The organism is Treponema sp. (assembly GCF_017430385.1).
GTDB lineage: Bacteria > Spirochaetota > Spirochaetia > Treponematales > Treponemataceae > Treponema_D.
The window spans coordinates 1-18622 of sequence record NZ_JAFRNB010000110.1; the positions used below are offsets into that span (position 1 = coordinate 1).

The window sequence follows — 18622 nt, forward strand, 5'->3', positions numbered from 1 at the left end:
GCCGCAGTGCCGCACAAGCCGACTTCTACGAAATCTTTAAGCTCGTTCTTGTTGACCTGTCGCTCTTCGACTTCGATGTGGAGATAGTCGCGTGCAACCTGAACGAGTGAACGGCGTGTGATTGATGGCAAAATGCTGTTTGATTTTGGAGTGACGAGTTTGCCGTCTTTTGTGACGAAAAGAATGTTTGCGCCACCAGTCTCTTCGATATATGTGTGTGTTGCTGGGTCTGTGTACATGTTCTCGGCAAAGCCTTTTTTGTGAGCATCAACGATGTTGTGAAGGCTCATCGCGTAGTTGAGACCTGCCTTGATGTCGCCGGTTCCGTGTGGAGCTGCGCGGTCAAGGTCTGAGAGACGAACTGTGATTGGCTTTACGCCGCCCTTGAAATATGGTCCAACAGGTGTGACCAAAATGCGGAACTGATATTCTTCTGCTGGTTTTACGCCGATAACAGCGCTTGAACCGAACATATATGGGCGGATATAAAGAGTGGCACCGCTTCCGTAAGGCGGAACCCACTCAATGTTTGCTTTGATTGTGTCGATGACGGCTTTAATCCAGCGGTCTTTTGGGAAGACTGGCATTTCGAGCCGTTCGCAGCTGTCCTTCATGCGGTCAGCGTTTAAATCAGGGCGGAATGTGACGATTTTTCCGTCTGCTGTTGTGTATGCTTTGAGACCTTCAAAACATGTCTGGGCATACTGCAAGACTCCCGCACACTCAGAAATTGTGATTGAGTGGTCGCTGGTGAGAGTTCCTTCATCCCACGCGCCATTTTTATAATTCGCAACGAAACTTTTTGTAGTTTCCATGTAACCAAAAGGCAAATTTGCCCAATCCAAATCTTTCGCCATTTTTTACCTCGATTGAATAGATTTAAAAGACTGTAGCACAATTTAAAGGGTTTTTCAATGATTTGGACGCATCCCTCACACACGCACGCCTGAGTCGTGCGCTTTTGTGTTCGGGTCGCTATGTCCGCCCTTCGCTCACGCTCATTCTTCACCGCCTTGCGGCTCGAACTTCGGGGCTCCCAGCGCTTGCGCTTTGCCTTACATCGGGCAGACACCAAGGCTTACAGGATTGATTACTTCCGAAGAAATAACAAGGCTCTTCGTGCAGATTCCAACCATTGTTGCGTTCAAGTCGATTCGGTAATAACCAGGACTCAGCTTTATCTGCGCCGCGTTTACGGTTGTTTCGATTCCGGCTGTGCTCCTACATTCAAGGCTTGCCACGCTTTCGCCATCAACCAAGATGTTCGTAACGGACTGTGAAAGGTCATCGCCGTCCTTGCTGTATGTTCCGCTGATGTTGTACATTGCATCGTGTGCGGCATGGAGATAGATTTGCTTTCCGTTTTCTGGCAAGAATGGCTCGCCTTCCTCGACGATGATTGCATTTTCAGGTCTTTCGGTCACTTTTGCGGAATAAGATTTATAAATCTTTAATGGGCGCAAAGGCCGTTTTGACACAGGAGATTTTTTTATGAAGTTGAGGATATGAAGTGCAGCCTGAGCCAGCTCACCCCTTGTCAATTTTCCTTCTGAAAGATACTGCTCAATGTTGTCCTCATAGCAGTTTGATTCTGAGCCGTCATTATCCACAACCATGTAAACATCATTTCCTGAGCGAACCATGCTTGCTGTGTTGCGGATGCTTTCTTTTCCGCCGAGAACACAGTCATTCATGCATGTCCACCAGTCGGTCATTACAAGCCCTTCGTAGCCCCATTCTTTTCGGAGAATCGTCGTCACGAGGTCGAAATTGCTTGCCGTCCAGTGTCCGTTGAGCGCATTATAGCTTGTCATCAGCGATTTGACTTCACCGCTTTTTATCGCGATTTCAAAGCCCTTGAGGTAAATTTCACGCAATGCCCTTTCGCTTATCACGGAATTTCCTGAGCGGCGGCAAAGTTCCTGATTGTTGGCCGCAAAATGCTTTATCGTGCCGCTCGTTCCGCCTTTGTTAAGGCCTCTGAGAGCTGCCGTTGCGATTGTGCCTGTGAGAAGTGGATCCTCTGAATAATACTCGAAGTTTCTTCCATTTAATGGGTTTCTGTGGATGTTCACGCCTGGCCCCAAAAGCGTGTCGATTTCAAAATCAAAAAGTTCCTTGCCCTCAAAAATGTAAAGTTCCTCAACAAGATTTGGACTCCATGAGCAGGCAAGCAAAGTTCCGATTGGCATGAGGCTTGTTTCCTTTCCTGTGTCGATTCGGATTCCGCTCGGTCCATCGGAGCAGCCCGCCGCCGGGATTCCCAAGTCACGCAATTTCTGTGTGATTCCGCCGTATGCCGCCGCGATTCCAACAGTGACTTTCTGGCTCATCATTCCCTCGCCGCGAACAATTGCCGCAAGCTGAACATTGTCAATCTGTGCAATAAAATCTTTCATTTTCGCGCTTCCAGAAAGCACATCCTGGAATTTGATTCCTTTGTCGCCGGTAAAAGGCAAATCTTCTGGAAGTGAATTTTTTATTCTTTCCGCAAGATTGACTTCTGAAAGTGGAACGGCCTGTTTTCCGATTGAATATTTTCCATTTTCGTCTGAAATTGGAAAAATTCTATCAAATGCCACAGTTGGAGCCGCCACCTGAGAAAGTTTCTGTACGATTTTGAGCGAGTCGATTTCAATTCCTTCTTTTTGATTCATAAGAATTTGCTTTGCGTTCTCTACATCAGTTCCGACATAAATCTTGTACAATCCTTCTTCGAGCACGAACGAGAACTGATTTCCTCTCGCCCCGGAATCATCATAGCTTGCAAAATCAGAAAGATTGAATTCCAAAATAAGATTTTCCGTCTGTTCTTTTTCAAGCAGGGATGTTTTTTTAAATGAAGCAAGAACTCGGCTCGGCTTGCCAAGTTTTCCTTGCGGAGCTTCAATATAAGCCTGAACGACTTCTTTTCCGGCAAAATTTCCAGTATTTTTTACATCAATTGAAATCCGCACTTTTTCACCATCAAAAACGGCATTTCTTGTCTCAACAGTGAAAGTCGTGTAGCTCAGTCCGAATCCGAACGGATAGCGAACATGGTCTTTTGCGAAAGTTGAGAAATAACGGTAGCCGACATAAATATCTTCCTCGTAAATTACATCACCTTCTTTTCCGAAAGTTTTTGTTGAAGGATAAAAATCAATGTGCTTCGCAATTGTGTCGCTGAGTTTTCCGCTTGGATTGGCTTTTCCACAAAGGAGCCTTGCTGCAGCCCTTCCCCCTTCCTGACCGCCGTGCCATGTGAAGAGAACGGCTTTTATGTGCCCGGCAAAGCATTTTTCTTCGAGCCATTCCATGTCGATGATGTTCGAGACATTTAGAATTACGCAGACATTTTCAAAATGCCGGCAGATTTTTTCGAGAGCAGAATGTTCTTCGTCGGTCAGATACCAGCTTCCTTTTTGCGGAGCATTATCTTTGTCCTCACCGGCCGTTCGTCCGATAACGAAAAGTGCTTTGTTACATTCTTTTGCTGACTGTGCAACAAGTTCGTCCGTGACAGGCATTTCTTTCTGGCACCATGGTTCCGCAGCCCAGCCGCCACCACCGTTATCAAAAGGATTTTCTTTTATCCAGTTTTTGTAGACTTCGGATAATTTTTCATCTATTTTGCAAGGAATTTTTTCTGATTCAGAGAGTTCTTCAAGGGAATCGGTCAAATTTGTCGTGTAGCTTACATGAACCGAGCCGCCTGAGCCCATTCCGCTTCTGTAATAATCAAACTGGCATCTTCCGAAAACCGCTACGGAATCTTCTTTATTTAATGGAAGAAAATTGCTTTCATTTTTGAGAAGGACCGCACCTTCCTCGTCAAGCTGGCGGATTTTTTCTGCGAATGTCATGGAATCTCCTTGTGCGAAAGCCGCACTTCTATCAGTCACTTAAAAAAGAGTCTAACATAGAATATCTTCAAAAACAGTCTGTTTCTAGGTGTCAAATTTTCGGTTACTGGGTGAAGATTTTTGTAGCCCCTGTTTATTTTGTTTACACCAGAGTTTTGCTAGGGTAAAATAATTCACGAAAGATGAACATGAAAAAGGGTAATATGCATTTTTCTCGCAAGGTCGTGCTTGTCTTTTCCGTTATAGTGCTTGCACCGCTCCTTCTGCTTTACGGAGTTACAATCGCCCTTGTGTACAATCAGACTCTCAACAGCCTCGAATCTTTGTGCAGTCTTGAAGTACACATGAATGAAGAGAAAATCTACGAAAACATACAGTCTCTTGAGCTTATCGATAAAATGATTCGGGCTAACCGTGATCTGCTTCTTTTTATCACTTCCCCAGAAAACCGTAATGAGCCTGATGTAATCCGAACGATAATGGATGAGAGTCTCACTTTGGAGCGAATTCTTTCGGCGGAACCGTCGATGTATGCAATCCGGGTGTTCACAAACAGCAATTTCGTACCTGAACGATTCCCGGTAATTCTACATTCGGACCGTGAAAAACTCGCAGACCTGTCGGAATGGGAATTCAATTACAAGGCAAAATTTCTTGGATTCATGGACGCACAGATGCTGCCTTCAGTATGTCTGACAAGGGAGCTTCTTAATGGAAAGCGTCCGATTGGCTGGATTCAGCTTTCGATGCGCATGGAAAATTTCTTTCCGTTCCTGCACAGAGAGCCGACACCGTATCAGCATGATTTTGTTCTGAAAGTCGATGAGTCTGAATCAGGAAGAAAAATTTCCCAGATTTACTGCAACAGCGGAGTTTGTACAAGCCTGAAGTTGTCTGAAGCTGAACTGAATCAGTTCACAAAGAAAATTTTTGCAGAAGGTGCAGGAGAAAATTTCATCACGAAAATCGGCGGAAAAAGCACAGTTGTTTCCTGGAGATATATGCCGCGCCTTGGCATTGTGATTGCTCACAGCTGCGAAATGGCAATCGTCAGAAAATATGAAATTACCATGTTCTTCGTTTTTCTTGCGATGGTTTTCATGGGAATAGGATTTCTCACGATTGTCAGATACACGGCGAACAGACTTTTCAACGGCATTTATTCTCTGATGAAAGGAATGAAACGCGTGAACGAGGGCGAGCTTGGCGTTCAGATTCCGGTAGAGGCAGAAAATGAAGTCGGAGAAGCACAGCAGACTTTCAACGCGATGACAAAACAACTTTCGGTTCAGATTGAGCAGATAAAGACCGAACAGCAGCTTATTGCGGATACGGAAATGAAGGCCATGCAGAATCAGATTAACGCGCATTTCCTTTACAATGTACTGGAGACGATTCATATGCAGGCCGTCCTTGCTGATAACGATGACATTTCAAAAAGCATCCTCATGCTTGGAAAGATGATGCGGTACTGCCTGCGGTGGAGGATTCACACAGTCACGCTTGAAAGTGAGATGGAATATATTCAGTCCTATGTTTACATACTCAATTTACGGAACGACTATGAAATCACACTGAATTTTGAAATTCCTGACAATCTGCGCGAAATCAAGATTCCGAAGATGATACTGCAGCCTTTCGTTGAGAATGCCTTCATTCACGGAATTGAGCCTCTGGCAAAAAATACTGAAATCCGGATTTACACAGAACTTGAAGAATCGACAAAAAAACTCTGGCTTTGTGTCCAGGATTTCGGAGCAGGAATGACTGAGTCTAAGCTGGAGGAAATACGCTCTTATCTTGCAGATGAAAAATATGAAAGGGACAGCACGGGAAGCATTGGCATCAAGAATATTCAGCAAAGGCTACTTATGTTTTATGGCGCGGAGTACCGTGTCGAAATTAAATCAGCTCTCGGGAAAGGAACGACAGTCCGCGTTCCGCTGTCAATTGAAGAGCAATTCCCTGACAGAGCAAGATAAGTGTAAAAAAGGAGAGTGAAATGACAAAAATTTTAATAGCTGATGACGAAAAACTGATTCGTGCAGGAATAAAAAAGCTGCTTTCGGATTCACTTGACGGCGATGTAACATTTTTTGAGGCCAAAAACGGAATCGAAGCATTGGAAATCTGCAAAAGCGAACTGCCGGAAGTGATGCTTACCGACATCCGTATGCCTGGAATGGACGGCGTTGAGCTGATGAAAAATGTCTCGCAGCTGGAGCAAAAACCTGCGATTATCGTACTTTCTGGCTTCGATGATTTTTCTTACGCAAAGGCCGCAATCGAAAGCGGTGCGAGTAGCTACATTCTAAAACCTGTTGAAAAAGAAGAACTTGTAAAATCCGTGGAAAAGGCACTCACCGGGATTCGGAGGAATATCCAGCAAAAAAAAGAAGAAAATCTCCGGTCTTTGATTGATGAAGGGCATTTTTCCGAGGACATTGCATCTGATGTCGCAAAATTTGCCAAAAACGGCATGTATTGCGTGACAATATGCACCTCTTCATGCAACTGCACGGTCTCAAGTTTTTTGGACGGAATTACGCACTATGTAATTGAACAAAAGCGCGGCTATATGACATTCATCGTGGCAAAAGATTTGCTCGAAAAAGTGATTAATCATCCGTCGCTGGCAAATTGTGCCGTGGGTGTGAGCCAGATTTCAACAAGCGTGTCTGATTTAAGGCGAATCAAAAGGGAATCATTGACCGCCGTTTTCCAGAAATTTTTCTCGCAGACAGGAAAAGGCGTGTTTATTTTCCCGGAAGGCCGCACCGAGCCTGATTTTACGGACTTTGATGCCGCTTACGACAAGATGATTGCGAATCTTGATTTATTGAACGAGGAAGAAGTTCGCAACAGCCTGAATAAATTCCTTGATTTCACGGATTTGTCTCAGGAAAATGCCGCGGAATGTCTTTATTATGCCTACAACAAAATAAAATCAGGGCTTTTTACGCGCTATCCGAAATTCACTTCCGCTGACACATACCTTTATTTGAAGAGCCTGATGATTGAGAACATAACACAGGCGGCAACTCTCAAAGAGTGGAAGGCATTCATTCTTGATTATGAACTTTATCTTTTGGAACTGCTCAAAAATCAGCAGGGAAAATATCCTTACATCACGGTGGCGGTTTCATATATCCGCGAGCATTTCAGCGATGACATAACGATGGCCACGGTCGCAAACCATGTAAGCATGAACTACACCTGGTTCAGCGAAAAATTCAAGGAGCAGATGGGCGTAAATTTCAACGATTATCTGAAAAGATTCCGAATGGAACAGGCAAAACATCTTCTCGAAAAAGGCACATTCAAAGTCTACGAGGTCGCAGAAAGATGCGGCTTCAAGGATGTAAAGCATTTCATGAAATCTTTCCGAGAAATGAACGGTATGAGCGCAGGAGAATGGGCGAAGTTGCATAGCAACTGACATTAGCACGAACTTCGAGTTTCAAATTGTTGGCTAAAACAAACCATGCTCTCAGCAAGAACCGCCCCTTGAAATCCACGGTTGTGCGTAATATGAAATTGGACTCGCTTACGCTCGCCCGCACAAAGTGGATTCAGGGGCGAACCTTGCTTACGCATGGTTCGCATTATTCTGCAGATAAAACTCGAAGACCGAGTTTTGAACATTACAGATATGGCAGGCAAACACATACATAGATTGCGGAAATTTTTCCGTTGCGGGCGAAGAGCTGGCGTGTTTCAGCTTCGGTCAGCTCGGTGCCGGTGTGCTCGGCTGTGCTGCCGTCCTGGAAGGTGATTTTTACTGAGGCGGATTTTGCCTTGCTGTAGGTTACTGGAACTCCGCACCATGTAAAGCTCAATGAACCGGCACAATTTCCTTCTGCAAAGAATTCTTCGTTTTCGAGAATCTGCGGGTTAAATCTAGCTTTTCCTGCTGAAATTCCAATTCCAAGTTCTCCCCATCGAGTCAAAACTTCTTCTTTTACCTGACCTGTCATGCCAGGCTGCTTCGCACCTTTTCCGCTTGGTGTATGCGAGTAAGGATCTGAAGGGAACGCCCCGTAAATTTCCGGGGTTTTGTTGAAACTGAGTCCGCTTCGAACTTCATAATAAGCTTTTTTGAGAGCTTCGGCATTTTTGTCGCCTTTTGCGTATGCTTCCAGCGTATGTTCCTGAACGGCGAGCAGGAGTTTTGAGACCATGTGCCAGTAAATGCTTCCAAGTCCTTCGTAAGCATAGAAAGTTCCGCTTCGGCCCGTGAAATTCTGATGTCTGAAAGATTCCTCGTAAATTCGGTGGAGCTCCGAAAGTTCTTTTTCAGTCGGACATTTTGCTCCATCAAACGCCCTGACTTCCGCTTCCATAATTCTTGCATTATGGAATTCTGCGTTAAAATGATATATTCCGTCCATGTCCTTTTCAAGAATCTCATTTCCCGTACGCGAAAGAAGATTTTTCAGGGAAGAAAGTTTTTCTTTTGGAATATTGTTTTTTTCATAGAATGCAGGAAGATTTTTATTCGGATAGAGAATATATGAATTCTGGCGTGATTCATAAAGGGCGCTTTTCCTGAGAGCAGAAAGATTTTCCAGCACTTCATCTGAAGAAAGGAGCCCTGACGAAAGCACAGCAACCTGACCTTCAAGCATTTCCTGAAGTCTGAGGATTTTCATTTCGTTACCACATATTTTCATTGTGTTGTAACTGTGATAAAGGCCGTCTTCCCGTCTGTTCGAGACGATGCTTTTTCTGACCATTTTCAGCATTGCCGAAAGCGAAGCGGCAATTTCTTTGCCGGAAAGTTCTGTCTCACCGGCAGAATATGCGTTTTTGTAAAGCTCGTTTCGTTCAGCCTCAAAGATTTTTCCGGCTTTGTCCGTGAATGTTTTTCGCTCAGTGTCATCGGCGATTACTTTTTTTGAATCAGCAGACTCATAAAGATTTGCCAGAGATTTGAAGCAATCAGCAACGGCTTTTGGAACGGCAAAAGATTTTGATTCATCTTTTGAGTAAATTTCAATCAAGAATCCCAACATTCTGTGGAGATAGCAGAGAGTGACAACAGAAAGTCCCCAGCCTGCAAGCGCATTGTTCGCATCGTTCCATTCTGGTCGCTGAGTGTTCATCCAGATTCCGCCGCCAGGAACAAGATTCGCAGCTTTTGCAATCACAATCTGGAGAATTTTTGCCGTGAACGAAATTAATGCCGGCTGCTCACCGTTCATCACGAGTTTTGCATCGCTTCCGTAAGTTTTGCTTTTTTCAATCAGAGCGTCGCTGAGTTCCTTGTCAAAATAAATTGATGAGTGAGGAGCCTTTAAGATTTCCTCGTAGCTCTTGAGGTGATAAGGAATATTCGCGCTGGTGTAAAGTTCTTTCCCAAGGCTGTCAAAAAATCCCTGAGAATCTGTTTTGTTCCAAAGTTCAAGGAATTTCTGGAGATAAATCACCTGATGGTCTCCCCAATAGCCGTACTGCGCCCATGGATTGTTCGGTTCCGGGCACTCCCAGTCGATTCCGGCGCGGGAAATTCTGTACGGGTTGAATCCATCGGCAGTCGTTGCATTCAGGAATTTTGCGGTCATGTTAGGAATGTAAGACGGGTAGCTCATTGCAAGTGCTTCCCAGTTCTGGAAGATGTCGCGCCAGTTGCCTTCATAATTGAGAATCGGATTCTTGTCAGAATCAACGAGCCTGATGTTAAAGCGGTTCCATGGTCGGCTCGGATCTCCATGCCGGCGACTGAAAATAATCGGCATGTATTCAAGAACAAGGCGGACAAGCTGAGGGTCTTTTGCCCCGGAAATTTTTTCCAGAACAGCTTCTTTTTGAAGGGAAAGTTTGTCCGAAAGGTCGCCCAACACATTTTTTGCATCCTCGTATTTTGCTTTGTTCCTGCTTTTGATGAAAGAAAGCAGGTCAGGAGCATTGATTCTGCCGCCGTCAGCAAAGAATCCGCCACGCATGATATTGAACATGACATTCGCCTGATGATGAGCAACAGTCATTGTCGCAGCCGTATTCTGCAGACCGTCTGTTTCTTTAAGATATTGCATCATAAGCTGTTCACCGGCTTCAATATCGGAAATAAGGGCTTTTTTTGCCTCACTTCTGTTCTTAATAAGCGATTTCAGTTCTGTAACCCGGCTTGAACTGAGGAAGGTGTCAAAAACTTGTTCCCAGGAATCAGTTTTTTTGGCTTCAAGACAAAGATTTCGCACGATGAAACAAGAAGGACGCTCGCCTTTGATTACATTCTCTGATTTCATTTTCTCAGCATTTCCGTCCGCATCAAAGAATCTTGCCGAAGTTTCCGGGGAAAGGAAAATTTTATCCTCGGTCGTAAACCAGCTTACATTCGCAAGAAGGGCTTCGCTCGGCTCGGCTTTGTCCGTAACAACAGATGAGAGTGAAAAAAGCGCAAGATTTACAGACTCGTCCAAATCTGTCTGCTTGTAAGCATCAAGAAGGACTGAATTTCCGTTCTGGAAGGCAGAATCCGTGCACGCAGGCATAATGTTGCGGCATCCGTCAAGGATTGTAAGGCGCAGTGTTTCAGAACCGAGATTTTCAATTCTTGCCATGCGTACAAGGCCAAATTTCGCTGAAGATGTCCAGCCGTAGCGGAAAGAAAGATTGAGTGCTTTGTTAATTTCCTCGAACCAGACCTTTGTTCCACTCGCATTTTTATAGATGTTCCGGGAAATATTCTCGTCCTTTTTGAATCGGAGGCCTGTTCCACAAAGAAGCGGCGCAAACGGCTCCCAAATTTCCGTGCTTCCGTCATTCTTTTTTACGGCGATTGCAGCGTAATGGCCAGTCGTCATTTTTCCGTCAGAAACTTTGTCCGCGGTGTAATATGGGAAAATTGCATGGTCGCAGTTGATTCTTCCAGCCGTGATTCCGCCCTGAGACCAGCAGAAATTCCAGATGTCGGAAGAGCTTGTTATGGTCATGAAAAAATCTTCCATGCAGTCATAATTTTCAATCTTGTAAAAAACTTCACCGTCAAGGTTCGTGAAAGTGCCGTTTACTTTTTTTTTCATTAATTTCTCCTTATAAAACTCCGCGTTTGTGGCGTCGCCGCCTTAATTTAGCAATTTGCTGTTTACATGAACAATAAAGTAAGGATTTTCAGGTGTCAATTTTAAAAATCAATAAAACCGAAAAATAGAAACCTTTCTGAAAAGCTACTTCCTACCATTCGGGCATTGCTTGTCCTATACTCAATCGTGAGGTGATAAGCATGGAAAAAGAAAAAGTCCAGATTCAGACTGCCAGTCTCAAAAATAAAACAACCTGGCAGCGTCTCAAAGATGAGAAATGGCTTCAGCTCATGGCATGGCTCGGCTTGGCTTGGATGCTCGTATTCAATTATGCCCCGATGTACGGTCTTCTGATTGCCTTCAAGAAAAATTACAAAATTACAACTCCGCTTTTTAGCTGGGAATTTTTAAAATCAGCATGGGCGGACAATTTCGGTCTTCAGCATTTCATCAATTTCTTCAAGGATGCTGAATTTGCAAACATCATGATAAACACTTTGGGAATCAGTCTGCTCAAACTGCTAATCTGCTTCCCGCTTCCGATTGTCTTTGCAATTCTTTTGAATGAGGTAAAAAATGACCGCTTCAAAAAGAACATCCAGACAATATCTTATCTTCCGCACTTCCTTTCATGGGTCGTTTTGGGCGGTATCCTTACCTCGTGGCTCGACGAAAACGGCCTTGTCAATCAGGTCTTCGTAAAAATCGGGCTTATGCAGAAACCGCTTTCATATCTCGCATATCCGAGGTTTTTCTGGTTCATCGTAGTTTTTTCTGATTTGTGGAAGGAACTCGGCTGGTCCGCAATCATTTATCTTGCGGCAATCAGCGGTATTGACCAGCAGATGTATGAGGCGGCAGAAATTGACGGCGCAAGCCGGCTTCGTCAGATTTTTTCAATCACGCTTCCGTCAATCAAGGGAACGATTATCATCATGTTCATTCTTGCGGTAGGCGGCTTGCTTAATTCCAACTTCGACCAGATTTTCGTTCTCTGGAACCCTTTGAATTCTGAAAGATCAAATGTAATTGACATCTACACTTATACAACAGCAATGAGAAGCATGAGATATTCTTACGCTTCGGCAATCGGTTTGTTCAAGTCGGTGGTCGCATTCATTCTTCTTTTCATTGCAAACCAGTTTACCAAAAAAGTGAACAAAACTTCATTGTTCTAGTCGAAGTCGAGGAGGTAAAAAATGAGAAAAATCAGTTCAAAAAGCAGGGACAGCATGATTATCACAACGATAATGCTCCTTGTCTGTTTTGCAGCCCTTTATCCAGTATGGTACACAATCATCGTGTCCTTCAATAATTCTGAAGACACTTTGCGTGGAGGAGTTTACTTTTTTCCGCGTATGTTCACACTTGAAAGCTATAAAACAGTCTTCCAGGACAAATCGATTATCAAGGCGTTCGGAATCACAATCGCCCGAACTTTGATTGGCACTGTTTCAAGCGTAGTCTTCACTTCGATGGTTGCCTTCGCATTCTCAAAGAAGCACATTCTCGGAAACAAAGTTTACATGATTATCGGAACCATAACCATGTTTTTCGGCGGCGGATTGATTCCAACATTCATTCTGTACAAAAACATCGGTCTTTATGATAATTTCCTTGTTTACATTTTCCCAAGTCTGTTCAACTTCTACAATATGATTATCTTCATGGCCTTTTTCAGGGAGCTTCCTGTTGGCCTTGAAGAATCGGCAAAACTTGACGGTGCAAACGACATGATAATCTTCTTCAGGATTATCCTTCCGCTTTCCATGCCTGTAGTAGCCACAATCGCCTTGTTCAACGGTGTATGGCAGTGGAATGACTATTTTACAGGCATAATGTACATCAACAATGCGGATTTGCAGCCGATTCAGACTTTCCTGTACAGGATTGTAGCAAGTGCCAGCGCATCAAAGGCTGTTGTAAGTCTTCCGGCAGGTATTTCGGCACAACAGGTCAGTTCGCAGTCAGTACGTCTCGCGACTATGGTTGTCACGACTTTCCCGATTGTGTGCGTCTATCCGTTCTTACAAAAATATTTCGTAAAAGGTATGCTGATTGGCTCTATCAAGGGCTAAAAAGGAGGAAAAATATGAAAAAATTTAACAAAATCGTCAAAAGCGTAGCTCTTTGTGCAACGGCGCTTCTTTCACTCGGACTGATTTCATGCAATGAAAAGTCCGGCGGAAAAAACGGTGTTGTTTCAGGAACAGAAAATGAGCCTGGCTGGAAACTCAATGCCGAAAAACCTATTACATTCGACTGGTACATAAATTTTTCTTGGTTTGCACGCCACTGGGGCGATTCAAAAGTCAGTAAATACATCACCGAAAAAACCGGTGTTAATGTAAATTTCATCGTTCCGGCTGGAAACGAGGCTGAAAAACTCAACACAATGATCGCAGGAGACGCACTTCCTGATTTGATTACACTCGGCTGGTACGAGGTACAGGTTCCGATGATGATTGACTCAGGCCTTGTTTATTCTCTGGACGAGCTTGCAAAAGACTACGATCCGTATTTTTTCAAGGTCGCAAATCCTGACAAATTAGGCTGGTACCGCCAGGAAGACGGTCATGTTTACGGATATCCAAACGCAAGCTATACACCGGCTGATTATGAAAAATACAACGGAAAACTCACATCAAACGAGACATTTCTTGTAAGAAAAGACATTTACGAGGCTTTGGGAAGACCGGACATGTCTACTCCGGAAGGCTTTCTTGACGCTCTCCGTGCAGCAAAAAAGAAATTCCCGACAGCGAACGGACTTCCTTTGATTCCTTTCGGAACATCAGAGTTCATTGATGTAGGAAACAGCCAGCTGCAGTCAGTTCTCTCACACTTCCTCGCAATCAGTCCTGAACAGAACGGAAAATTTGAGGATGTTGCACTCGGTCTCACAGAAAATCCAGAGTATATCCGATGGCTCAAAACTTTCCGCAAAGCTCATTCAGAAGGACTTATCCCGACAGATATTTTCGTTGATAAACGCAGCCAGATTGAAGAAAAAGCAGCTCAGGGCCGCTATTTCTGTATGCTCTACCAGAACTGGGATATGCAGGCTCCGCAGAATGCACTTTATGCCCGCGATCCGGAAAGCATTTACATCGCAGTAGACGGTCCTAAAAACACCAAAAAAGAAGACCCGAAACTTGCCGGCGGAAGTATTGCGGGCTGGACAGTAACACTTATCAGCAAGAAATGCCGGGACAAGGCTCGTGCAATTCAGTTCTTGACTTACCTTATCAGCGAAGAAGGCCAGATGGACACAAACTTTGGTATTCCAAATGAGACTTATACAATCGTTGACGGTATCCCGACATTGACTCCAGAGATTAAAGCCCTTGATTCAAGCGACAAAAACAAGCAGGAAACAGAAATCGGCGTTCTTTATACATACTGGATGCTTATGGACACAGCATGGCAGGCACAGTGGGGTGTTGAATACGCTCCATCACTTGAGCAGCCACAGCTTTGGACTCGCCCTTATGTAACTTCTTACGCAGTTTATGACGGTCTGACACTTTCTGTTGGAAGCGATGAAGATTTAATCTATCAGGAAATTCAAAGACGATGGGGAAAAGATTTGTCAGCCCTTATTCGTGCAGGAAGCGAAGCAGAGTTCGACAAAATTCTTGCTGATTACAATAAGTTCAAATATGACAAGGGCTATACAAAAGTCCGTGAGATTCAGACTGAACTTATGAACAAAAACAAAGCAAAGTTGAAAAGATAGATGACAGGCGTTGCCCAGTGCAGCGCCACCATCACGGAATTTTAAAAGGAGAAAAACATGAAAAAAGAAGTGAAACTTGCTGCAGGACTTTCTTCATTGCTGCTGCTCACATCATGTCTTACAGTAAACGCAAAAAAAATTGTTGCCGCACCTTACATCCCTGAAAAAACGGAAGCTGTTGCGGTAGGAGAAAAAGAAACACTCTCAAAAATCTATTTTTCCACTTCAAATTTCCCGAAAATCGACGGAAATTTCTCAGAATGGAAAAATCTTGATGGCGTACACACTCATGAGCAGGTTTACGGCGAGCTTTTTGATCCAAAAAATGCTGACGGCTTCTTTGTCGCACGTTCTGACGGTGAAAATCTCTACATCTACGCTGATGTTTCGGACAACGATGCCGGCGTAAACACTTACGAGATTCCACAGGCATGGCGCGGTGATTCTGTTGAGTTCTTTTTCGGAACTGACACTTCAAAACACAGCTCATTCAAACAGAGTGATGTCAGGGTCAGAATTGTACCGAGAAGCGATAGTGACAAATACGATGTCGCAATCGGAATCAACGACACGGAAGTCCAGAGCGATGACATTCAGGCCGCTGTGGTCTATGGAGACAAGGGCTATCAGGTTGAGGCAAAATTCCCCCTCGCCCTCCTTGGAAACAAACCTCTCAAACTCAACCAGAATCTAAGAATCGACTATCAGGTCAACGATGCTGACGGTGGCAAGGAAAGAACAGGCCTTCTGCACTGGAACAGCCCGAACGACAATACTTATGCAGACCCGTCATCCTGGGGAAACGCAAAAGTCGTAGCATTACCTGAGTAAAAATCAATTTACAGGAGAAAAGTTAAATGAAAAAAAGAATATTGGCGTTACTCGCCCTTACTGTTGTCTTTTTGACTGGTGTTTCGGCACAAAAGATTACTGTACAAAAAGATTCTGACGGCTGGAGGCTTTTTGACGGCAAAAAACCAGTCGAAGTAAAAGGTGTTGTCTGGTCTTACACTCCGATTGGTGAGACTCACACTTATGACTTGTTCAGCAAGGATGATGATTTTATCCGCAGAATGATTGACACTGACATGCCAATGCTCAAGGCAATGGGAGTCAACGTAATCCGCTGCTTCTCAACAATCCCTCCAAAATGGGTTGAGTACATTTACACAAAGTATGGAATCTACACGATGATAAATGACCTCCTCGGTCGTTATGGAATCAGCGTAAACGGAACATGGTACGGTCAGACTGATTACTCAGATGCCTACACTCGGGAAGTTCTTATCGCACAGGCAAAGAAAACGGCAGAGTCATACAAGGATGTCAAAGGCGTCCTTATGTACATGTTCGGAAACGAATCAAACTACGGTCTCGTCTGGGCTTCATCTGAAATCGAAAATCTTCCTGTCGGCGAGCAGAATGCGGTAAAAGCAGGCTATCTCTACGACCTTCTTGAAAAAGCAATGGCCGCATGTAAGGAAATTGATCCGAACCGCCCTGTCGGAATCGTAAACGGTGATACACAGTATCTTGAATTGATTAAAAAGCTCTGCCCTTCTCTGGACATTCTTGGCGTAAATGCATACCGCGGCTACAAATTCTACGACAGTTTCTACGAAAACATCGCTGATGTCGTGGACAAGCCTGTAATGCTCACAGAAAGTGGTGCTGATGCTTACAACGATTTGCTTGGCCAGGAAGACCAGCTTGCGCAGATGAATTACCTCAAAACTCAGTGGGAAGAAATCTATCAGCAGGCCTATGGAAAAGGAAAAAGCCAGAATATTATCGGTGGATTCGTGTTCGAATGGATGGACGAATGGTGGAAGCGCTATCAGAACAAAAATCTTGATGTCCACGATGATGCTTCATGGTCAAACGCAGGCTACGATGTTGACTATGCTGACGGAAAAAACAACATGAGCGAGGAATGGTTCGGAATTTGTGCCCAGAGCAAAGTTACTCAGGACGGAATCAATGTCCGAATCCCGCGCGCCGCATATTACATGCTTTGCGATGCCTGGAAACTTAGCCTTTACAATTCAAGCCAGTCTCAGGTAACTCAGACATTCGCAAGTCTTCCGTACTCAATGTATGTCGCACAAGGAAACGAAAAATCTATCAAACAGATGATTAAAGAGCAGGATTTCGTAAAGATTTCACAGCTCGATGCCAGCATTCAGGCCACAAAGCCAATCTATGTCAACGGTATTCAGGATGACCTCAAAAACAAGGAAAACTGGAAACGAAATTCAAAATATCCGGATGCAAAAGGCGAGACAATTGAGCCGAAAGTAAGTGCAGAAGCAACTCTCGGCATCACGGTTAAACCATGGGAGAATTTCACCGGCGACATTACTTTCAAGGCATGGAACGCTGAGCCATATACAAATCTCGGTGACCACTGGAGCATGTATTATGAAAAAGATGCTGAAGCAAAGGACGAAAATCTCCGCCACGCATCACTTTATTCTGCAGATTTCAACTACACAGGCAGTGTTTTTGATGTAAACGGCTACTATCATGTTGGTCACGCAAGTTTTGAAGGTCACGGCGATCCGTTCTGCATCAGCAAGGAAGCTTATGACATCATCGGTTACGACATGAACGGTTCTGCGGCTCCAATCGCACTTGAATTCAAGGGGAAAGGCAAATTCGACGGTCTTGAAGTAATCGGCGGCCCGGAAGTATGGGGATATTCTAAACCTCAGATTCTTGCTAACTACTTCAAATGGATTCCAAATGTTGCTTTCCTGGACGGAATTGTAGTAAACGCGACTTATGCTGAGGAATTCGGCTCGTCAACAAATGTAAACTACAACCCGCACAACGGTTTTGGTCCTGGACGAAAAGCTTCTGCATACACAGAAATGTTCGTTTCACCATGGCTCACACTCAAACTCGGCGTGCTCCATGCAGGTTCTGAGAAAATCGGAGCAAGGTACAACAAGAAAAACGGAACATCTGCAAAAATCGAATGGAAGGACACTCTCGGAGCGTTCGGCCAAATTGGAACAAACATGTTCCAGCACACATATTTCTATGTAAACGGAATTTACCGCGGTCTTGTAGCTGATACAAATGCCGCTGTAGCACGAGGAAGCTTCTTCACGGCTGATTCTGGAAGCGGAAATCGAGTCGAAGTTCAGGGTGGCGTTGATGTTACTTACGGAAATATCGTTGCAAAGCCAGTCTTCCGAATGCGAATGCCGCTTGAAGATGCCGCAGGACGAAATCTGCTTTCCGGCGCACCGTTCACAGTCGGACTCGGAAACCGCCGTGCAATGGAAGTTGAGGCAGTCATCACTTATGATCCTGAAGGAGCAACATGGTTCCACGAATGGAATTCAAGCGACATCGAAGGTGCTAATTTTGCAGTTTCTTTGACAGGATTCTATCAGTTCTACGCAGATAAAACTGACAACATTCCTTTCAAGAGTGACACAAAAACAACCGGCCATAACAACGACGGAACTTCAATCACTGATTTCGTCTGGTATGACGGTGGTGCACTTCCAAGACAGTACGATTTGTACACATTTGGAACACGTGTTGTTACAAACCCGCTTCCAAACCTCCGCGTAGTCGGAAACCTGGCAGTCGGACGAATGGGAGCAACAACAGGCGCTTATGCTTCAGCAGGAACAAAAGAATTCGTCAACTTCGTTCGTGCTGGCCTTGCTGCACGATACAAGCAGTGGATTGCAGAAGGAAGCATAGCAACAAACGACTGGGGAACAGAAAACTGGTGGCGTGATTTCAACCAGACATTCCCTCTTCAGTACACAGTTGACATTGCTTACGGCTTCAAAAAACCAAGCTTCCTTGACAAAACAAACCGATTTGGTGTCCGTGCAAAAGGAAGAACTTACGGAAAATACAGTTCAGATGCTTATACAGCACTTCCAAAAGGTGCCGCAATGGACGGCTCTCACTACATGGAAGTTACGACATACTTCAACATCGGTCTGTAATCTAAAAATCTGGCTCCGCTTCGGCGGGGTCTTTAT

10 protein-coding genes are annotated in these 18622 nt (G+C 44.4%); 7 read left to right on the plus strand and 3 right to left on the minus strand.

Annotated features, from left to right (window positions below; genetic code table 11):
* Together IJJ71_RS07775 and IJJ71_RS07780 are read right to left on the minus strand one after the other, a co-directional pair.
* Window positions 1–857: branched-chain amino acid aminotransferase (locus IJJ71_RS07775; protein ID WP_296846263.1), on the minus strand; the 857-nt coding region annotated here is incomplete at its 3' end.
* A gap of 198 nt (window positions 858–1055) precedes the next feature.
* Entirely contained in the window at window positions 1056–3845 is a 2790-nt protein-coding gene (locus IJJ71_RS07780; protein ID WP_296846264.1) for a glycoside hydrolase family 3 C-terminal domain-containing protein, read from the minus strand.
* Window positions 3846–4033: 188 nt separating this feature from the next.
* Here IJJ71_RS07780 and IJJ71_RS07785 point away from each other — a divergent pair, with 188 nt between their 5' ends.
* Both IJJ71_RS07785 and IJJ71_RS07790 read left to right on the plus strand, forming a co-directional pair.
* A complete protein-coding gene (locus tag IJJ71_RS07785) occupies window positions 4034–5827 on the plus strand; it encodes a sensor histidine kinase (protein ID WP_296846265.1) in 1794 nt (597 codons plus the stop codon).
* Window positions 5828–5847: 20 nt separating this feature from the next.
* On the plus strand, window positions 5848–7284 hold the full coding sequence (locus IJJ71_RS07790; protein WP_296846266.1) for a response regulator transcription factor: 1437 nt from the start codon (window positions 5848–5850) through the stop codon (window positions 7282–7284).
* A 205-nt stretch (window positions 7285–7489) separates the two neighbouring features.
* Here IJJ71_RS07790 and IJJ71_RS07795 read toward each other — a convergent pair whose 3' ends face one another.
* Window positions 7490–10870 carry a hypothetical protein gene (locus IJJ71_RS07795; RefSeq protein WP_296846267.1) on the minus strand — a complete coding sequence of 1127 codons (3381 nt, stop codon included), beginning with the start codon at window positions 10868–10870 and terminating at the stop codon, window positions 7490–7492.
* Between the two features lie 200 nt (window positions 10871–11070).
* Here IJJ71_RS07795 and IJJ71_RS07800 point away from each other — a divergent pair, with 200 nt between their 5' ends.
* From IJJ71_RS07800 to IJJ71_RS07820, 5 genes are read left to right on the plus strand one after another with little or no spacing between them, the layout of a single operon-like run.
* Window positions 11071–12048, plus strand: a complete 978-nt coding sequence (locus IJJ71_RS07800) for an ABC transporter permease (protein ID WP_296846268.1) — start codon at window positions 11071–11073, stop codon at window positions 12046–12048.
* Window positions 12049–12069: 21 nt separating this feature from the next.
* Complete coding sequence (locus IJJ71_RS07805; RefSeq protein ID WP_296846269.1) at window positions 12070–12948, plus strand: carbohydrate ABC transporter permease; 879 nt, start codon at window positions 12070–12072, stop codon at window positions 12946–12948.
* 14 nt (window positions 12949–12962) lie between these two features.
* Window positions 12963–14609 carry an extracellular solute-binding protein gene (locus IJJ71_RS07810; protein ID WP_296846270.1) on the plus strand — a complete coding sequence of 549 codons (1647 nt, stop codon included), beginning with the start codon at window positions 12963–12965 and terminating at the stop codon, window positions 14607–14609.
* A 57-nt stretch (window positions 14610–14666) separates the two neighbouring features.
* A complete protein-coding gene (locus IJJ71_RS07815) occupies window positions 14667–15440 on the plus strand; it encodes a sugar-binding protein (protein ID WP_296846271.1) in 774 nt (257 codons plus the stop codon).
* Window positions 15441–15466: 26 nt separating this feature from the next.
* The gene (locus IJJ71_RS07820) at window positions 15467–18586 is read left to right on the plus strand and encodes a glycoside hydrolase 5 family protein (protein WP_296846272.1); all 3120 of its coding nucleotides are present in this window, start codon (window positions 15467–15469) and stop codon (window positions 18584–18586) included.
* The last annotated feature ends 36 nt before the right edge of the window (window positions 18587–18622 follow it).